13 protein-coding genes are annotated in these 19,058 nt (G+C 67.6%); 6 read left to right on the plus strand and 7 right to left on the minus strand.

Going from position 1 to position 19,058, the window contains the following annotated elements; translation table 11 throughout:
• Positions 1-6: 6 nt before the first annotated feature.
• Entirely contained in the window at positions 7-1,053 is a 1,047-nt protein-coding gene (locus tag E3T31_RS03235; RefSeq protein ID WP_134467437.1) for an endonuclease/exonuclease/phosphatase family protein, read from the minus strand.
• An 88-nt stretch (positions 1,054-1,141) separates the two neighbouring features.
• Here E3T31_RS03235 and E3T31_RS03240 point away from each other — a divergent pair, with 88 nt between their 5' ends.
• On the plus strand, positions 1,142-2,011 hold the full coding sequence (locus tag E3T31_RS03240) for a PHP domain-containing protein (protein WP_134467438.1): 870 nt from the start codon (positions 1,142-1,144) through the stop codon (positions 2,009-2,011).
• A gap of 112 nt (positions 2,012-2,123) precedes the next feature.
• On the opposite strand, the gene E3T31_RS03245 is transcribed toward E3T31_RS03240, so the two are convergent.
• Positions 2,124-3,701 (minus strand): DEAD/DEAH box helicase, encoded by a 1,578-nt coding sequence (locus tag E3T31_RS03245; RefSeq protein WP_134467439.1) that lies wholly within the window; start codon positions 3,699-3,701, stop codon positions 2,124-2,126.
• 229 nt (positions 3,702-3,930) lie between these two features.
• Here E3T31_RS03245 and E3T31_RS03250 point away from each other — a divergent pair, with 229 nt between their 5' ends.
• Positions 3,931-4,575, plus strand: coding sequence for a ferritin-like fold-containing protein (locus tag E3T31_RS03250; protein WP_241977562.1), 645 nt, complete (start codon positions 3,931-3,933; stop codon positions 4,573-4,575).
• 10 nt (positions 4,576-4,585) lie between these two features.
• Here the strand turns inward: E3T31_RS03250 and E3T31_RS03255 are convergent, their stop codons facing one another.
• Entirely contained in the window at positions 4,586-4,885 is a 300-nt protein-coding gene (locus tag E3T31_RS03255) for a hypothetical protein (protein ID WP_134467441.1), read from the minus strand.
• 6 nt (positions 4,886-4,891) lie between these two features.
• Positions 4,892-5,116 carry a DUF3107 domain-containing protein gene (locus tag E3T31_RS03260; protein WP_092108379.1) on the minus strand — a complete coding sequence of 75 codons (225 nt, stop codon included), beginning with the start codon at positions 5,114-5,116 and terminating at the stop codon, positions 4,892-4,894.
• Between the two features lie 95 nt (positions 5,117-5,211).
• Between E3T31_RS03260 and E3T31_RS03265 the strand changes: the two genes are divergently transcribed.
• Complete coding sequence (locus tag E3T31_RS03265) at positions 5,212-8,520, plus strand: ATP-dependent DNA helicase (protein WP_134467442.1); 3,309 nt, start codon at positions 5,212-5,214, stop codon at positions 8,518-8,520.
• The gene (locus E3T31_RS03270; protein WP_134467443.1) at positions 8,517-11,873 is read left to right on the plus strand and encodes an ATP-dependent DNA helicase; all 3,357 of its coding nucleotides are present in this window, start codon (positions 8,517-8,519) and stop codon (positions 11,871-11,873) included. The genes E3T31_RS03265 and E3T31_RS03270 overlap by 4 nt, the downstream gene beginning before the upstream one ends.
• Here the strand turns inward: E3T31_RS03270 and E3T31_RS03275 are convergent.
• On the minus strand, positions 11,762-12,904 hold the full coding sequence (locus E3T31_RS03275) for a phosphotransferase (protein WP_134467444.1): 1,143 nt from the start codon (positions 12,902-12,904) through the stop codon (positions 11,762-11,764). The genes E3T31_RS03270 and E3T31_RS03275 overlap by 112 nt on opposite strands.
• An 83-nt stretch (positions 12,905-12,987) precedes the next feature.
• Between E3T31_RS03275 and nudC the strand changes: the two genes are divergently transcribed.
• On the plus strand, positions 12,988-13,977 hold the full coding sequence (gene nudC, locus E3T31_RS03280) for an NAD(+) diphosphatase (RefSeq protein WP_134467445.1): 990 nt from the start codon (positions 12,988-12,990) through the stop codon (positions 13,975-13,977).
• A complete protein-coding gene (locus E3T31_RS03285; protein ID WP_134467446.1) occupies positions 13,974-15,689 on the plus strand; it encodes an ATP-dependent helicase in 1,716 nt (571 codons plus the stop codon). Before nudC ends, E3T31_RS03285 begins: the two co-directional genes overlap by 4 nt.
• Before the next feature lie 853 nt (positions 15,690-16,542).
• Here E3T31_RS03285 and adhP read toward each other — a convergent pair.
• Positions 16,543-17,553 (minus strand): alcohol dehydrogenase AdhP, encoded by a 1,011-nt coding sequence (gene adhP / locus E3T31_RS03290; RefSeq protein WP_134467543.1) that lies wholly within the window; start codon positions 17,551-17,553, stop codon positions 16,543-16,545.
• Between the two features lie 157 nt (positions 17,554-17,710).
• On the minus strand, positions 17,711-19,012 hold the full coding sequence (locus E3T31_RS03295; protein WP_134467544.1) for a zinc-dependent metalloprotease: 1,302 nt from the start codon (positions 19,010-19,012) through the stop codon (positions 17,711-17,713).
• Positions 19,013-19,058 lie beyond the last annotated feature (46 nt).

The following is a 19,058-nucleotide window of genomic DNA, read 5'->3' on the forward strand; positions in this document are numbered from 1 at the left end:
CCGAAACTAACTGGCCGGCGTCAGCGTCGCCACGATCGGTCGGTGATCGCTTCCGGCCTCGTCCAGTGACTCGATCACCTGCAGGCCCAAGACCCGCCAGTTCGGGGTGGCCATCACGTGATCGATCGGGCTGCCGAGCAGCGCGGGCATCGCGGTCGGCCACGTGCCGACGGATGCCGAACCGACCGACAGGGCAGCATCCGAGCAGTTGCCGAGAACCGAGCCGCCGCCGCTCGCGCGCCCCGCCATATGGTCGAGCGTGGAATTGAAGTCGCCCGCCATGATCACATCGTCGCCCAGGCACTGGGTGGCGAGCCAGTCGAGATCGCTGCGCCAGTTCGACATCTCATACTGAATCGGTGCAACGGCATGCACCGCCACAATGGTCGGGCCGGTCCCGTCGACCGGTTCGGCCACCACGGTCGGCAGCACGTTGGTGTTGCCGGGCGGCCCGGACCCGGCCGCGTTGGTGACCGTGTAGTCGCCCAGGTCGGGGCTGATCAGCACGGTGGTGGAGCGGGCCTTGGAGACCAGATCGAAGGCCAGGGTGTGCACCCACATTGGGCGGCCGGCGTCGCGCATCGCTTCGGCGATCAGAATGCCGGTCTCTTCCGTCGTTTCGGGCAGGGTCACGACGTCGGCGTTTTGGGCCAGCGCTTGCGCGGCGATGACCGCGGCGCCGGGAGCGTCTCCGAGCGTGTTCCAACTGAGTACGGTGACGGAGTAGGCATCCGCTTCGGCGCTGAGCTGACCCTGGGTGGGCGAAACCGTGGTCGTGAAACCGCGGGAGGCCAGAATGCCGACGTTGGCGATACCGAACAGGGCGAGCAGCACCATGGCCATTCCCAATGTTCGACGCAGCGGGCGAATGAACCGCAGTACCCCGAGCAGGACGAGCCCGACGACCGCGCCGATGACGGCCACGGCGCGAAAGGACACCAGATGGGCGACCACCCAGCTGTTGTGCAGGCCGAACGCCTGCGGCCAGGTCACCACCAGCAGGATGACGGCGGCACCGATCAGAATCAGTGCCCGAAGGAGTCTGGAGAACATTGTTCTGAACCCTAGATCAGTATTCTGGGGAATCCCCAGTGCCGTGGTCAGCAACGAACGGGCGCTGGTGTCCAACTAGCATGGGAGCATGGCAGTCGCGCGGCAATTTCGGGGTCCGATCGACCTTCACGCACACTCGAGCGTGTCGGACGGCACCGAGACTCCGGCGGAGCTCGTGCACGCCGCAGCCGCGGCGGGGCTCGGCACGATCGCCCTCACCGACCACGATTCGACGGCCGGCTGGGCCGAGGCTTCCGCGGCCGCACGCACCGAGCACCTGACACTTATTCCGGGAATGGAATTCAGCACCCGCGTGCGGTACGCCAGTGTGCACCTTTTGGCATATCTTTTTGACCCTGACGATTCGGCGCTGCTGGCGGAGATGACCCGCGTGCGCGCAGCCCGGCTCAGCCGGGCTGAGCAGATGGTCGCCCGCATCGGCGCGGACTACGACCTGAGCTGGGACGATGTGCTCGCCCAGACCACTCCTGAGGCCACGGTCGGCCGGCCACATATCGCCGATGCCCTCGTGGCCCGCGGGCACGCCCTCAATCGCAGCGCGGCTTTCGCCGACATTCTGCACTGGAAGGCCGGCTACTTTCAGCCGCACTACGCTCCCGATCCGGTGCGAGCGATCGAGCTCGTGCGCGCCGCTGGGGGAGTGCCAGTCATCGCCCACCCCGCCACCCGTGGCATCGGCGACGTCGTCGCTGAATCCAGCTTGAAGACGATGGTCGAGGCCGGACTGTTCGGGCTTGAACTGGAGCATCGCGAGAACAATCCGGAACCCACCAAACGGCTGTACGAGCTCGCCGCCAAATTCGGGCTGTCCGTCACCGGTTCGAGCGACTATCACGGCACCGGCAAGCCCAACCTGCTCGGCGAGAACACCACAGCCCCCGACGTTCTCGACCGCATCATCGCCGAGGGCCGCGGCGCGGCTCCGGTTTACGGTTGATCCCCTGAAGCGGATGCCGCAGCACTGAACGCAAACGCGCCCCACCCCCGAGGCTGCCGAAGCCGAAGCGAGGGCAGCCCGGGTGCCGGGCGCGAGCGGTGCTGAGCAGCTATTAGATCGCGCTGCCGGTCTGCGGCGAGCGACGACGGGTGCGGCTGCGACGCAGCGGGGCGTTGTTGCCGTCGTGGTGCTCCGCTCCGCCGCCATCGTGCGTGCCGGCGGCCGGAGTTGCCGCCGGGGCGTCCGGGTTCGTGCTGGAGCCGACGCGGGTGCGTGACCGGGCGGGGCGACTGGCGTCGTCGGCAACCGGGCTCGTCGCTGGCCGGTCAGAACCGGTGCGCGCAGAGTCGCCACGGCCGGAGCCACGACCGCCCTCGGAGCGCCCGCTCTCCGAACGACCAGAGCGTGCCGCGCCGGATCGGCTGCCCGCTCCGGCGGAACGCGACCCGCCGGTACGTCCGGCCCCGCCGGTGCGAGCGTCACCCGCGGTGACCTCCTTCACCGGGGTGGCGCGCAAGCGGCCCTTGGAGCCGGCTGGAATGTTCAGGTCGGTGTAGAGGTGCGGTGACGAGGAGTAGGTTTCCATCGGTTCCGGCTGGCCGAAGTCGAGCGCCTTGTTGATGAGCGACCACTTGTGCAGGTCGTCCCAGTCGACGAAGGTGACGGCGATTCCGGTCTTGCCGGCGCGACCCGTGCGGCCGACGCGGTGCAGGTACGCCTTCTCGTCTTCGGGAATGGTGTGGTTGATCACGTGGGTGACGTCTTCCACGTCGATGCCGCGAGCGGCGACATCCGTTGCAATCAGAATCTCTTTCTTGCCGCTCTTGAAGCTGGCCATGGCGCGTTCGCGCTGTTCCTGGTTTAGGTCGCCGTGCACGGCGGTGGCGTTGAAGCCACGGTCGCCGAGTTCTTCGACGAGCTTCGCGGCGGCACGCTTGGTGCGGGTGAAGATGATGGTCTTGCCACGGCCCTCAGCCATGAGGATGCGGCCGATGACCTCATCCTTGTCCATGTTGTGCGCGCGGTAGACCAGGTGTTCGATGTTGGCCTGCATGAGGCCTTCGTCGGGGTCGGTCGCGCGAATGTGAATCGGGCGGTTCATGAAGCGGCGGGCCAGGGCAACGATCGGTCCGGGCATCGTCGCCGAGAACAGCATTGTGTGGCGGGTCACCGGGGTCTGCGCGAACAGCTTCTCAATGTCGGAGAGGAAGCCGAGGTCGAGCATCTTGTCGGCCTCATCGAGCACCATCTCGCGCACGTTGGCGAGGGTGAGCAAACGCTGGCCGGCGAGGTCGAGCAGACGGCCGGGGGTGCCGACGACGATCTGAGCGCCAGCCTTAAGCTGTTCGATCTGACCCTCATAGGCCTTGCCGCCGTAGATGGAGACGATCTTGGTATTACGGTTCGCCGCGGCGAGTTCGAGGTCTTCGGAGACCTGCACGCACAGTTCGCGCGTCGGAACGACGATGAGCGCCTGCACACCGGGCTCCGGGTCGAGTCCGAGGCGCTGAATCACCGGAAGCCCGAAGCCGAAGGTCTTTCCGGTGCCGGTCTTGGCCTGGCCGATGATGTCCTGGCCGGCGAGAGCGAGCGGGATGGTCTGGGTCTGAATGGGGAACGGTTCGAGGATGCCCTTGGCAGCAAGGGAGTCGACCATGTCCTGGTCAATATTAAGTTCGGAGAAAGTCACGAATGTATGCCTGTCATTAACTGGAAGCGAAATGCGCCCGTTTTTGCGTCTCGGGCAGCGGCCGCCGATCCTTGTCGGCGACGTAATTCCACCTTACTGCCCCGTCTGGACAGCGGCCACAGGCGCGCTGTTCTAAGCTAAGCCCGTGGTCACGTGGTTCGGTCGGCGCCCGCAGCGCAATGAAGCTCCGAGGCTTTCGGCCCGCGGGGCACCCCAGCCAACCGAAAAAGTGGACATCAGTTCGCTCGCGCCGGGCGTGCAGCATTTTCTTGGTCAGGCCGCGTACAGCGAGCTCGGCGAATTCGAAAGCCTCGCCCGTGCGGTGGCGACCGCACCGAACCTCGCCGTCAAAGAAGGCCTCAGCGCCGCTGCCGGTCGGGCGCTTAGCAAGCACCACGGACTGATCACCGAGATTCGTCGCCGCGGCCACGAGCCGGCCGTCGAGATGGCACCGTTCGTCGTGAGCCTCGATGCGTTCCGCGCGAAGACCGCCGGTGTCGACTGGCACGAATTACTGCTGAGCTGCTACCTCGTCGGTGGCTTGCTCGATGACTTCTTCATTCGGCTATCCGACGGCCTGCCGCGGGATATCGGGCCTCGCGTCGCGCAATTGCTCGGCGAGGATTCCGGTACCGACGTGCTCGTTCACGAGCTCCAGACCGCGATCGAAAACGACCGGGCGCTCGGCTCACAGCTGGCGATGTGGGGCCGTCGGCTCGTCGGTGACACCCTGCTCGTGGCCCGGTCGGCGATGCCGGCCACGGATCCCACTAACGGCCGCGCGGGCAGCAATGAGTCACGCATCGAACCGGTCTTCACCGAACTCATCGCGGCGCACACCCGCCGTATGGACGGCCTCGGCCTCACGGCTTAAGAATGTGAGATTAGGCCGTGCCGGTTTTGGCCAGGGCCTGAAGCATCCGCTGATCGGCATGAATGCGTCGCCGGCTGATCATAAGATTCAGCACCACGGATGCAGCGACGGCGGCACCGAGAGACACCCACCAGATCCACCCCCCGGCCCAATTCCAGCCGAGCCAGGTCAGCCCGACCCAGACCAAGGATGCCGCGGCCGTTCCGATCGCGGGGACCAGCACCGAGCCCTGGGTTGAGCGTCCGGGCAGGAAGTACCGTGCGCCGAGGCCGATGAGCGTGCCGAACAGCGCGACGAACAACAGCTCCATGGCGTTTTAGGCGACGAAGCCGACGCGGCGCGATTCTTCGCTGCCGAGTTCGACGTAGGCGAGCCCCACGGTTGGAACGATGTAGACGCGACCCTTGCTGTCGCTGAGCTTCAGATAGCCGGTCTGACCGGAGAGGGCCGCCGCAACGGTTTCCTCAATCTCGGTCGCTGGCTGCGAAGTCTCAAAACCGATCTCACGGGGAGAGTTGAAAATACCAATGCGAATATCCACCGAACTGCCTTTCGTAGCCTTGCGCCCAGATTACGACAGAACGCGCCCTCGCCCTGACCGATTTCACTGTCGGCGCAACCCGTTACCGTTGAAATGTGACCAACCACGACCTCGACGCCGACCAGCAGGCTGTTCTCGACCTCCCCGACGCGGTGAGCGCCGCCGTTATCGGCGCGCCCGGCTCCGGCAAGACCAGCACGCTCGTCGAACTCGTCGCCGACCGGGTGTTGAACCGGGGGTATTCGCCGAGCGCGGTGCTGGTGTTGGTGCCGACGCGCGCCGGTGCCACCGCGCTGCGCGACCGGATCGCGCTGCGCCTGGCCGTGCCGACCAACGGGCCGCTCGCTCGCAGCGCCAACTCCGTGGCCTTTCAGATCGTGCGCTCCGCGGTCGCCCAGGCCGGTGGGCCCACTCCGACCCTGCTCACCGGCGGCGAGCAGGACCAGATCATCGCCGAACTGCTGCAGGGCCACCTGGACGACGAGACGGCCGGAGCGCCGAGCGGCCCGGTCTGGCCAGACACCCTGGGCGCCGACGTACGCCAGTTGCGGGGATTTCGTACCGAACTGCGCGATCTCATGATGCGCGCCGTGGAATATGGCGTCACTCCGGGCCAGCTGGAGCGTTTCGGCCTCGGGCGGCCGGAGTGGGTGGCCGCTGCCGAGTTCATTCGCGGTTACGAAGAGGCCAAAGACCAGGCCCGCCCCGGGCAGTATGACTCCACCGAGCTGGCCCGCTATGCCGCGGCGATTGTGGCCGGAGCCGAGGTAGGCCCGGCCGGGGCGGCGACGCTCGGTACCCTGGCCGGACTGCGCCTGATCGTGCTCGACGATGCCCAGGAAGTCACCCAGGCCACGCTCACCTTGCTGGCCCAGTTTCAGGCGCGCGGAGTCGCGATCATCGCCGTCGGCGACCCGGATATCAGCACCGGATCATTCCACGGTGCGCATCCGGATGCCCTCGGTCGCCTCGGTCCGTACCTCGGCCTAGGCCCGGTCGGGGCGCCGGTGGGGTCATCGACCGGCCCCGCGGCGGCTTCGCCGTCCGGCGGGATCGCACCGCCGATCGTACTCGGCACCGTCTACCGACACGGCGCGGGCATCCGTCAGGTGATTCAGCAGATCACGAGTCGCATCGGCGCGGCTGCGGCCGGCACCCAGCGTGCGGCGGGCAGCGCGCAGGCCGAACCCGACGCGGTGAGCGAGATTGCTGTCGACGGCTCCGATGATCCTGCGCTCTCGGCTCCGAGTGCCGTGACCGCGCCCGAGACGCTGACCGCGACGGACGCCGTCCCCGAACCGTCCGTGCACACCGTCATCGCGACCAGCCCGGCCGACCAGCTCGCGGTGATCGCCCGGCTGCTGCGCGAACGCCACGTGATCGACGAAACTCCGTGGTCGCGCATGGCCGTGATCGTGCGCACCGGTTCACTCGTTCCCTCGATCTCCAAGGGGCTCGCCGCGCTCGAAGTGCCGACCCAGGTGTCGACCGCGAGCACGGCCCTGCGCGACGAGTACGCGGTGAAAGCGTTCATCGTAGCCCTCGAGGTAACCCTCGGACGCAAAGCGCTCAACTCCCAAGCGGCGATTGAGCTGCTGCGCGGTCCGCTCGGCGGCCTCGACCCGATCACCCTGCGTCGGCTGCGCGCGGCACTGCGTCAACAGGAATTGGCCACCGACACGCCCACCCCGCGCAGCGCCAATGACCTGCTCGTCGCAGCTTTGCATGACCCCGAGCTGCTCGCCACCATCGACAACCGCACCGCCCGCCGCGCGGCCGGTTGCGGAGCGAGCCTGCGCCAAGCCGCCATCGAGTACGCGGCCGGCGCCACCATCGAAGAACTGCTCTGGGGTCTCTGGCAGCGCAGCGGTCTCGACCGCGAATGGAAGGAGCAATCCACCGGCACCGGAATCGTCGCCGACGAGGCCAACCACAACCTCGATGCCGTCGTCGCCCTGTTCTCCGCCGCCCAGCGTTACGTCGAACGCACCCCGTCGGCCCCGCCGGTATTGTTCCTCGAACACCTCGTCGACACCGACGTGCCCGAAGACACCCTGGCGCCGCGCGCCGGCGGCGCGGCCGTCACCGTGTCCACGCCGAGCGGCACCATCGGGCGCTCCTGGGATGTCGTCGTGCTCGCCGGTGTGCAGGCCAACGTCTGGCCCGACCTGCGCATTCGCGGCTCCTTGCTCGGCGCCGGCGACCTCGCCCTCATCGCCTCCGGGCAAGACGCATCCGGCACCGACGCCCGCACCGCGGTGCTCCACGACGAACTGCGCATGTTCGCTCAGGCGGCCAGCCGGGCCACGACCGAACTACTCGTCACCGCCGTCAACAACGAAGAGAACGAACCATCGGTGTTCTTTCGCCTGTTGCCGCAGCCTGCTCCCGCTCTGGGCGCCGACGACCCCGCCCACTACCCCGTGTCGCTTCGCGGTCTGACCGGAAGGCTGCGGCGCGACCTGACCCGCGCCATCCACTCGCCGGGTCGGGTCGACTCCGCCACCCGGGCAGCGGATGCCGCAGCCACGCTCGCCCGGCTCGCCGACGAAAACGTGCCAGGTGCCTCGCCCGACGAGTGGTACGGCCTGGCCGACCCGAGCACCGTGCGCCCACTCAACGACCCGGAGGCCGGCGACCAACCGGTGCGGGTATCGCCGTCGCGCATGGCAGCCTTTGAAACCTGCCCGCTGCACTGGCTGATCGGTCAGGTCGGTGGCGGCGATTCCAACACCGCAGCCAACCTCGGCACGATCATCCACAAGGTCATGGAAGACGCCACCGATCGGCGCCCAGAAGCCCTGTGGCAGGGGGTGGAGGCCCGCTGGAACGAGCTCGACTTCGACGCCGACTGGCAGTCCCGGGTGCAGAAAGTTGCAGCCCGGGAGCTCACCGATCGGCTCGCCTCCTACCTGCTGGATTTCGAGAACGGCGGCGGAGAGCTGTTGAGCGCCGAGGGCACCTTTCAGCTCGAAGTGAGCGGTGCCGTGCTGTCGGGCACCATCGACCGGGTCGAACGCCAGGCCGACGGCCGGGCCGTGATCGTCGACCTCAAAACGGGCAAGGGCGATGCGACGAGCGATACCGGAGTCGCGGAGCATCCGCAGCTCGGCGCCTACCAACTGGCCTTTCAAGAAGGCGCCATCGACGGTGTGTCCTCGGACATGGCCCTGGCCGGTGCACGATTGGTCATCGTCTCCTCGGGCACCGTCAAGCAGAACTATCGCAATCCCACCCAGCCCGCTTTCACTCCGGAGCAGCTCGAGGCCTTTCGCACCCGCGTCGGTGACGACGCTGCCGGCATGGGCGGCGCCACCTTCATCGCCGAAATCACCTCGCACTGTCTCGACCCCAGATCCCACGGGTCCTGCCGCATCCACGTCATCAAGCAGGTCAGCTCATGAGTCTTCTCAGCACCGCCACCACGGTCTCCGCCCTCGATATCGCGGCGGCGCTCAACATGTTTGCGCCGACTATCGAGCAGCAGGCGGTCATCGAAGCGCCGCTCACGCCGACCCTCGTCGTCGCCGGAGCCGGCAGCGGCAAGACCGAGACCATGGCCAACCGGGTGCTTTGGCTGCTCGCCAACGGCCACGCCCGCCCCGACCAGATTCTCGGACTCACCTTCACCCGCAAAGCCGCCGGCGAGCTCAGTGAGCGCATCAACAAACGCATCAGCGATCTCGAAACGGCCGGCCTCATGCCGATCGCCGCCGACCCCGACTCCGCCCATGGCACGGCCGCCGAGTCGTCCGACCTGTTCAACACCCCGAGCGTGTCCACCTACAACTCCTTCGCCAGCCGCCTGTTCACCGACAACGCCCTGTTGCTCGGCCGCGAACCCGAGTCGGTGCTGCTGAGCGAAACCAGTGCCTGGCTCCTGGCCCGTCGCATCGTCATCGACTTCGGCGACGGGCGGCTCGTGCCTTTCGGCAAAAGCCTCGACCTCGTCACCGATGCCGTGCTGCAGCTCAGCCGTGCCCTGGCCGAGAATCCGCCCGCCGTTCACCTTGGTCAGCCCGGAGCTCCCCACGACCTCAGGGCGCTGGTCGACAGTTTCGGCTACCTGCCCGATTTGCCCTACGGTAATCCGCGCAAGAAGACACCGTACGGGTCGGTCACTGACTCCCTGGCCGCGGTCGCCCCGCTTCCGGTGCTGGCCGAGTTGGCCGCTCGCTACAGCAGCGAGAAGCGTCGCCTCGGACTCATCGAGTTCTCCGATCAAGTAGCCCTGGCACTGCAGGTCTGCCAAAAGGTCGACGCCGTCGTCGACCGCTACCGTGACCAGTACCGCGTGGTGCTCCTCGACGAATACCAGGACACCTCGGTCCTGCAAACCGAGCTGTTGCACACCCTGTTTCGCAACCACCCGGTGATGGCCGTCGGTGATCCCCACCAATCCATCTACGGATGGCGCGGCGCCAGCAGTGCAAACCTGCTCGGCTTCGGCCGAGACTTCAACACCGGAGACTTCAGCCGAGCAGCAGCCCCGACCATGTCGCTGTCCTTCACCTGGCGCAACCCGGCGCTCGTCCTCGACGCTGCCAACGCCCTCGTCGCCCCGCTGAGCGCCGCGCTTCGCGCAAAACCGGGCGGAATCCAGGTCGAAACGCTCAAGGTTCCCGCTGGCACCCGGCCCGGCGCGGTCGACGCGCTCATGGCTGAAACCATCGCTGAGGAGGCCGGAGCCATCGCCGACTGGTTCGCCACCCGTCTGGTCGGCGAACACAGCGGCGCGATGCTGTTTCGGGCCCGCCGCGAGATGGAATACTTCGCCGAGGTACTACGGGCGCACGGCGTGCGTGCCCACGTGCTCGGACTCGGTGGGTTGCTCTCTACCCCCGAGGTCGCCGACGTTGTGAGCGTGCTGCGCGTGGTGCACGACCCCGCCGCCGGCAGCGAACTCGTGCGTCTGCTCAGCGGTGCCCGCTACCGTGTTGGTGCGCGCGACCTGCAAGCGCTCGCCGACGTGGCGCGCTGGCTGGCCGGGCATGACTGGGCCCAGAAAGCGATCTCGGCCGATCTGCGCGGCAAGCTGCGGGCATCCGTCGCCGGCGATGAGGGCAGCTCGCTCGTGGATGCACTCGACTTTCTCGGGTCAGCGCCCGACTCGCACGGCCAGCTCGCCGGGTTCAGCGACCTCGGCCGGGCCCGGGTGCAGTCGGCCGGCCGTCAGCTGGCCTGGCTGCGCTCCCGCGCTGGCCTGCCTCTGCTCGACTTTGTACGCCTGATCGAGCAGGAATTTCGGCTCGACGTCGAGCTGATCGCGAACGAGGCCAACGACCTCGGCCTGGCCAACCTGTATTCCTTCCACGACACCGTCTCGGCCTTTCTCGACAGCGACGAGCAGGGCACACTGGCGAGCTTTCTGCGCTGGCTCAAACGGGCCGAACTGCAGGACGATCTCGGCCCGCGCGCTGAACTGTCGGAGCAGGGCACCGTGCAGCTGCTGACCGTTCACGGCGCCAAGGGCCTCGAATGGGATTTCGTCGCCATTCCCAACCTGACCGAGAAGAGCCTGCCCGCCGCCTCTCGCGATACGAGCGGATGGTTGCGCTTCGGCGAACTGCCCTATGCGTTCCGCGGCGACCGGTCCGAGCTGCCCGATCTCGATATCGTCGGCCACGACACCCAGTTCGACTTCGACCTGGCGTTCCAGGCCTACAAGGCCGAGCTGGCCGACCGGCACGACGACGAGGAGCGCCGCCTCATCTACGTCGCGACCACCCGCGCCAAGCGCGAGCTGCTGCTGACCGGCTCATTCTGGGGCCCCGGAGTCACCGCTCGCAAGCCCAGCCGTTACCTCACGGAACTCGCCCTGGCCGGGCTGATCGCCGAGATCCCCGACGCGCCCGCCGAGTCTGAGAAGCCCGCCTCGGCTTCCAGTGGCACCGAACTGTGGCCGTTCGACCCACTCGGCGGCAGACGGGCGCTGGTCGAGGCTGCCGCAGCGAGGGTGAGCGCGAGCGAAGCGGATGTCCCCACTCGCTGGTCGCACGCCGTCACCCTGCTGCTTACGGAGCGAGCCCTGCGCCTCACCGGCGGCGAGGTTGCCCCGGTGCCCACCCGCATCCCGGCCTCCCGGTTCAAGGACTACGTCGACGATCCAGCCGGTGTCGCGGCGGAGCTGCGCCGCCCGATGCCGCAGCGTCCGTACCGGGCCACTCGGCTCGGCACGCTGTTCCATTCCTGGGTCGAGCGTCGGGCGGGGGGAGCCACCGGCACCGACCGCGTCGATGCCAGCCTGTTTGACCTCGATCTGGCAGACGAAGACCAGGGCACCGGCACACTCGAGCAGCTTGACGTGCCGGAGCAAGAGCAGTTCGCGGTTCTCCAGGCCACCTTCGAACGCTCCGAATGGGCCGAGCGCAAACCCGTCGACGTGGAGATTGAAATTCACCATGTGCTCGCCGGGCAGGTTTTCGTCTGCAAGCTCGACGCCGTCTACCGCACCGAAACCGGCTACCAGGTCGTCGACTGGAAAACCGGGCGGGCACCCAAGAGCGCTGCAGACCTGGAACTCAAGCAGACTCAGCTTGCGCTGTACCGGCTCGCGTACGCCCGCTGGAAGGGGATCGATCCGAGCATCGTCGACGCCGTCTTCTACTTCGTCGCCGACGACACCGTCGTCGCCCCCGAGCGGCTCTACTCGGAGGCTGACCTTTTGGCGGCCTGGTCCGGGGCGATGGCCCCGGTGCTGGAATCGTCAGAATCAGAATCAGAATCAGAATCGACGGTCAGTCCCGAAAAGTTGTAGCTGTCGGTGTGCATCGCCGCGTGCTGGTCGTAATCGCGGGCGGCGCGCGGCATGTGGTCGAGCATATTCTCCACGTCGCCGACGCTCATGATCGGGCCGGTTTCGGGCGAGAGCGGCTGCTGGGTGTGGCTGTGCACCGTGTCGACCAGGCCGTCGAGCATGGCGACGGCGTCATCGACGATGGACTGGTCGTGGCTGCTGGAGCCGTGCAGCAGCCAACGGGCCAGTTCCAGCTCGGCATAGAGCATGGCGCGCTGGGTGATGTGCGTGTCGCTGCCCTGGCGGGCGCTGGAATAGGCGTCGATGGCCAGTTCGGCGGCGTCACCGCGCGCGGCGAGTAGCCAGTGCAGGTCGCGCGCCGGGTCGCCGACGGCCAGCCCGGACCAGCCGAGAATCCCCGACACGGCGTCGTCGGTGATCAGAATGGAATCGGCCGAGATCGACCCGTGCACCACGGCCGGCGCGAACTGCCACAGGGCCTCGTCGTCGGTGGCCTGCTCCCAGCGGCGCAGCAACGCGGCGGGCAGGTAGCCGGTGCCCGCGGCTCGATCGATCAGGTCGATGGCGTCCTTGCGGCACTGTTCGGCGCTCTGCTGCGGCAGCCCGGCGGTGCCGATGAAGGCGCTCGGCAACGAGTGGATGGCGGCGATCGCGCGCCCGATCGACCCGGCGACGCCCTCATGCCCGGTGAGGGCATCCGCATCAAAACTGTCACCAGCCAGCAGCTCATAGACCACCGCACGGGTGCCCTGAATCGGCGTCTGGCCGACATACTCGGGCACGTCGAACGGCAGCCGGCTGCGATTGCCAGTGGTGAGCGCGCGCAGCGCCACGAGGTCCGCGGACTGCTCGGTTTCGGCCGACTGGCTGGTGGGAACGCGAATAATGAGCGCCCGACCGGCCTTGTCGATGACGAGCGCCGAGTCGAAGAGTCCGTGCGCGCCGGCACTGTGCTTGCGGGCGTAGGCCACGTCGAGCCCCGGAACAGCGGAGGTGGCTAACGCGGCTAGAGTGAGTTGAGTTCTGGCCATGCCTACTAGGTTAGATCGACTTGCGGTCTGGCGGTTATTCGCCACGCCTCCACCCACGTTCTTGCAGAGCTCGGAGATATACCATGTCGTTCACTTTCACGACGCGGTTGCCGCTGTCTCGCCAGGCGGTCGACCGCGACCACCTCACCCGCGGCCTGCCGGACCTGTTCGACCAGCTCTGGGCGGATGCCGCCACCCGCGTTCTGCCCGTCTGGCACGGCAAAATTCTGCTCGCGCCGCACGATGCGGCCAGCACCGACCCGGCCAACACCGGTGTGCACCTCGCCCTGCTGCCGCCCACGAGTCTGCACAATGCCGGCCTGCGGGTCTACCTCGGCCGGTCCCTGCCCTCCGACCTGCCCGAGACTGCCGGTACCCGCATCGTTGCCGTGCAGCTCGATGATGACGCTGCAGCCCGGCTGGAGCCCGACGAGAGTCGCTGGGTGGGCCTGCGCACCGTCGCGACCGTGCTCGATGACCGTGACGCCGGCCTGTTCACCGAGGCCCTCGGCGTGCTCAACTGGCACGCTTCGCACGGCCACTGCCCGCGCTGCGGCGCCGCCACCCTGGTCGAGGAAGGTGGCTGGGTACGCCGCTGCCCGGTCGACAACAGCCAGGTCTTTCCGCGCACCGACCCGGCCGTCATCGTGCTCATCACCGACGCCGACGACCGCATTCTGCTCGGCTCCAACGCCATGTGGGAGATCAATCGGTACTCGCTCCTCGCCGGATTCGTCGAGCCCGGCGAGGCCCTCGAAACGGCCGTGATCCGCGAAATGTTCGAAGAATCCGGCCTGCGCGTGACCGATCCGGCCTACGTCGGCTCCCAGCCGTGGCCCTTCCCGGCCTCGGTCATGTTCGGGTTCACCGCCCGCCTCGCCGACGACCAGCAGGCCCACGATCTGCTGCCCGACGGAGCCGAGATTCTCGCGCTGCGCTGGTTCAGCCGAAAAGACCTGCTCGATGCCGGTGAGTGGATGCTGCTGCCCGGCCCGTCCTCCATCGCGCACGCCATGATCGAGCGTTGGCTCGGCGCGCCGTTGCCCGCCGCGACGGAATTGATTCGTCCGTGACGGCCACCGCCGACTCGCTGCTCCAAGGCCTCGATGAACAGCAGCGCATTGCGGCCGAAGCGCTGATCGGTCCGGTCTGCATGCTCGCCGGCGCCGGAACCGGCAAGACGCGCGCCATTACCCACCGCATCGCGCTTGGCGTGCTGACCGGCGCCTACGCCCCCAACCGGGTCATGGCGCTCACCTTCACGAGCCGTTCGGCCGCCGAACTGCGCGGGCGCCTGCGTCAGCTCGGCGCCGGGGGAGTGGCTGCGCGCACCTTTCACGCCGCAGCGCTGTCCCAGCTGAACTATTTCTGGCCGCACGTCGTCGGCGGGCAGGCGCCGCGCATCCTCGACGGCAAGGGCCGCATTCTCGGGCACGCCGCCGAGGCTCTGCACCTCAAACTCGACACCGCCACGCTGCGCGACCTCGCCGCCGAGGTGGAATGGCGCAAAACCAGCGGCCTGAGCATCGAGCAGTACGCGGCCGGCATAGCCCGCCGCAGCCTGCCGGGCCGACTCGACGTCGACCAGGTCGTCGCCCTGCAGCAGACCTACGAGAAGCTCAAAGACGATCGCAAGCAGATCGACTTCGAAGACGTCCTGCTCGCCATGGCCGGCATGATCGAGGCCGAACCCTCCGTGGCCCTGCAGGTGCGCGAACAGTACCGGTTCTTCGTCGTCGACGAATACCAGGACGTCTCGCCGCTGCAACACGACCTGCTCGCCCTCTGGCTTGGCGACCGCCGCGATCTCTGCGTCGTCGGCGACGCGAGCCAGACCATTTACTCCTTCGCCGGCGCTCGCAGCGACTACCTGCTGGACTTTCCGAAGCACTACGAAGACGCCACCGTGGTGCGGCTCGAACAGAACTATCGCTCGACCGCGCCGATCGTCGCCACCGCGAACCAGCTGATGCGTGGCCGGTCCGGCGCCCTGACCCTGCAGGCTGCCCAGACCGACAGCGGCCCCCACCCAACGGTGCGCGGCTACGCCTCCGACATGGCCGAGGCCCGCGGCGTGGCCGAGCAGATTCTGCAGCTCATCGACGCGGGCACCAAACCCGAAGACGTGGCCATCTTATTCCGAGTCAACGTGCAGGCCGCGCTGCTCGAAACGGCTCTGACCGAGGTGGGGGTGAGCTACCAGATTCGCGGTGCCAAACGGTTCTTCGACCTCCCAGAGGTGAAGCAGGCGGTGATGAGCCTGCGGGCGGCATCCGTTTCAATCATTGGGGAACCACTGTTCAAATCGGTCAGTGACGTGCTGCGGTCGCTGGGCTGGAGCCAGACCGCCCCGGAGACCCGCGGCGCCGTGCAGGCGCGGTGGGAATCGCTCAACGCACTGATGGGCCTGGTCGACCAGGCCGCTGCCGGAACCACATTCCGACAGTTCACCGATGAGCTGATGGAACGTCAGGCCGGCCAGCACGAACCGACGGTGTCGGCCGTGACGCTCGCCACGATGCACTCCGCCAAGGGCCTTGAGTGGGACGCGGTGTTCGTGGTCGGCCTGAGCGAGGGCCTGGTTCCGATCAGCTATGCGAGCACGTTCGAGCAGATCGACGAGGAACGCCGGCTGCTCTACGTCGGCATCACCCGCGCCCGGAAGCGACTCGCGCTGAGCTGGTCATCCTCTGGGGCACAGGCGCGGGCAGCTCGCGAACGCTCCCGTTTTCTGGAAGAGCTTGGCAGCCGCACCGCTCGTGCAGCCGGTGTACGGAGCCCGTGACCGCACCGCCCCGCGCGTCCAGGCGCAGTGACCGGGTGAACAACACGGATCGGCCTGTTTCCAGGCGATCCTGAACGAGTCCGGCCACCCGGGCGGCGAGCTCGAAGCTCAGCCGCGGAGTTTCGCTCGGGGCCTCGCGCAGCACGAGTTGACAGGCCATGGCGGGCCAGGACGGATCCGTGTCGACGTGGGCGAGCTCCAGACAGGTCAGGCAGGGTCCGCGGCCGGGTTCGACGAGCGGTCCCACCCGCGCGGCGCTGTCGCTGAAGACCACCGGCAGGTGCGGAATATCGCGGCGCAGCCAATGCCCGTGCCGTTCAGGCGCGAAGACGTACTGCCCGATCAACACGGCCAGCTCGGGGTCGTCTCCTGGAGCCGGCTCCTCTATTCCGAGGTTGGCCAGCAGCGCGCGCAGCCGGGTCGCGGTCGGTCCGTGGCCGTCAACCAGCACGGTGCGGGGCAGCGGGGTTACCGGTGCCGGCGCATCGTCTGGCACGTACAACAGTGCCGGTTCGAGCAGGTCGAGCAGGTGTGTCACTTCGACAGCGGATGCCCCGGCGGCCGTTCCGAGCAGCATCGCGCCCGATCGATGAACCCCCGCAGAAAGCGCGGACAGCACAGCCTCGTGAGCGGGCGTCAACCCGCCGATCGTGACAATGGCTTGGTCGATGCCGAGCTGCACGCAATTCGGTGTGCGCCACACCAGCGGATACCACGGATTCAGTCTGAGGGCCATGCCGACATGATGACGCGTCTGGCGGTCGCGCGTAAAAGTTATCCACAGACGGGTGCGGGCCCGCTTCCACCGAATATTGGGATTCGGTGGTCACGCGGCCCGCACCGTCAGATTTCTTCAGTAGCGGATGACGACGCGACCGTCGATCTTGCCGTGCTTCATCTCGTCGAGCACCTCGTTGACCTCGTCGATGCGGCGCTCAGAGACCGTGGGGTGGATCTGGCCGCGCGCGTAGAACTGCAGGGCTTCCTCCATGTCCTGGCGGGTGCCCACGATGGAGCCGCGAATGGTGAGGCCCTTGAGCACGATGTCGAAGATCGGGGCGGGGAAGTCTCCCGGCGGCAGACCGTTGAAGACGATGGTGCCGCCACGGCGGGTCATGCCGATGGCCTGGCCGAATGCGGCCGGGTGTACTGCGGTCACGAGCACGCCGTGCACACCACCGGTGGCTTTTTGAATGGCGGCGACCGGGTCTTCGTCCAGCGCATTGATTACGAGCTCGGCGCCGTGTTTGCGGGCCAGGGCGAGCTTGTCGTCGGCGATATCGACGGCCGCGACGCGCAGCCCCATCGCCTTGGCGTACTGCACGGCGATGTGGCCGAGGCCGCCGATGCCGGAGATGACTACCCACTGGCCCGGGCGGGCCTCGGTCATTTTGAGGCCCTTGTAGACGGTGACGCCGGCGCACAGCACCGGGGCGATCTCGATCGGGTCGGCGCCGTGGGGAATGCGCACGGCGAAGCGGGCGTCGACGAGCATGTACTGCCCGAACGAACCGTCCACGCTGTAGCCGCCGTTCTGCTGCGCTTCGCACAGGGTTTCCCAGCCGGTGCGGCAGTACTGGCAGCTGCCGCAGGCGCTCCAGAGCCAGGCGTTACCGACCAGGTCGCCGATGGCGAGGTCTTCGACGCCGTCACCGAGGAGGACGACTTCGCCGACCCCTTCGTGGCCCGGAATGAACGGCGGGCTCGGCTTGACCGGCCAGTCGCCTTCCACGGCGTGCAGATCGGTGTGGCAAACTCCGCTGCTGATCAGTTTGACCAGGGCCTGGCCGGGGCCGGGGCTCGGAACGGGCACTTCGTCAATGCTGAGGCCCTGGCCGAACTCGTGCACGACGGCCGCGTGCATGGTCGTCGGCACCCGGGTGGATTCGTAGCGCGCCTTGAACTCGTCCGTCGTGGTGGTGGTGGTCTCGGTTATCGTCATTGCCAAACTCCTTCGTTTGGGACATTTCGTCCGTTGAACGACGGTAGATCGGCACAGGTTGCGGCAACGTTGCGCGCCGTTACTCCTCGTGCGGGCGCTCGGCTCCGTCGTCGCGCAGCAGGTCTTCGAGAGCCTGGTCGACGTCGTCGAGCACCTCGGGCCCCCCGCGGGCTGCGCTGGTCAGCCGAATGATCAGCGGCTGGGGATCGTCGATGTCTTCCGAAGTGGGCAACAGGTCGGGGTGCGACCAGAGCGCGTCGCGCGCCTCGTTGCCCACGGCATCCGTCACGGCCTGCCACATCGCTGCAGCCTCCCGCAGGCGGCGGGGGCGCAGTTCGAGACCGACCAGGGTCGCGAAAGCGGATTCCGCCGGACCGCCTGAGGCCCGGCGGCGTTTGACCGTCTCGGCGATAGCATCCGCTTTGGGAAGTCGAATCGTGGCACGAGCGGTAACGACGTCGACCCAGCCCTCGACCAGGGCGAGCATCGTTTCGAGGCGGGACAGGGCCGACAGCTGCGACTCGGACTTCTGCTGAATGAGCGAACCGTCGACCATTGCCTGGCGCAGGTCTTCGGGGTTGGACGGGTCGAAACTTCCGGCCAGTTCTTCGAGCCGGCTCGAGTCGATGCTGATGCCGCGCGCGTAGGCGGTGACCGCGCTGGTCAGGTGCAGGCGCAGCCAGCGGGCGTGGCGGAACAGTCGCGCGTGGGCGATCTCGCGCACGGCGAGGTAGATCTGCACCTGGTCGGCCGGAACGTCGATGCCGGCTCCGAAGTCGGCAACGTTCTGGGGGAGCAGGGCGGCCTGCTGCTCACCGAGCAGCGGAATGCCGACATCGCCGCCGCTGACGACCTCGCTCGCCAGCTGGCCGACGACCTGGCCGAGCTGCATGGCGAACAGGGTGCCGCCGATGCTGCGCACGAGCTGGCTCGCGTTGGCGACCATGCCCTGCATCTCTTCGGGAACCTGTTCGGCGAAGACCCGGGTGAGGGAGTCGGAGATGCTCGTGGCGACGGGTTCGGCGAGCTGGGTCCAGAGCGGCATGGTCACGGTGACCCATTCGCGGCGGGTCATCAGGCGCGGTTCGACGGTGAGTTCGGCCACGGTAATGACGTCATCGAGCCAGAGCGCCGCAATGTGAAAGGCCTGGCGCAGCTGGGTCTGCTGTTCATCGGTCGCGCTGAGCTGACCGGTGGCCGCTCGCTGTTCACCCTGGGTGAGGGCGATCTTCCAGTCGACGCCGGTGCCCTGGGAGTTCATGGCGCCCTGCAGCTGCTGCATGAGCGCGGCCACACTGGCCGGATCATTGGGCAGACCGGCAGCGCCAGCGAGCTGGCTCGGGTCGATGCCGCTATTGCCGCTCAGAATGTCGCGCAGCATGTCACGAAACTCGTCGCTGGGTTCGCCGGGATTCTGATTGTTCGGG

It is taken from the genome of Cryobacterium sp. TMS1-13-1 (assembly GCF_004403125.1).
In the GTDB taxonomy this organism is placed as follows: Bacteria; Actinomycetota; Actinomycetes; order Actinomycetales; family Microbacteriaceae; genus Cryobacterium; species Cryobacterium levicorallinum.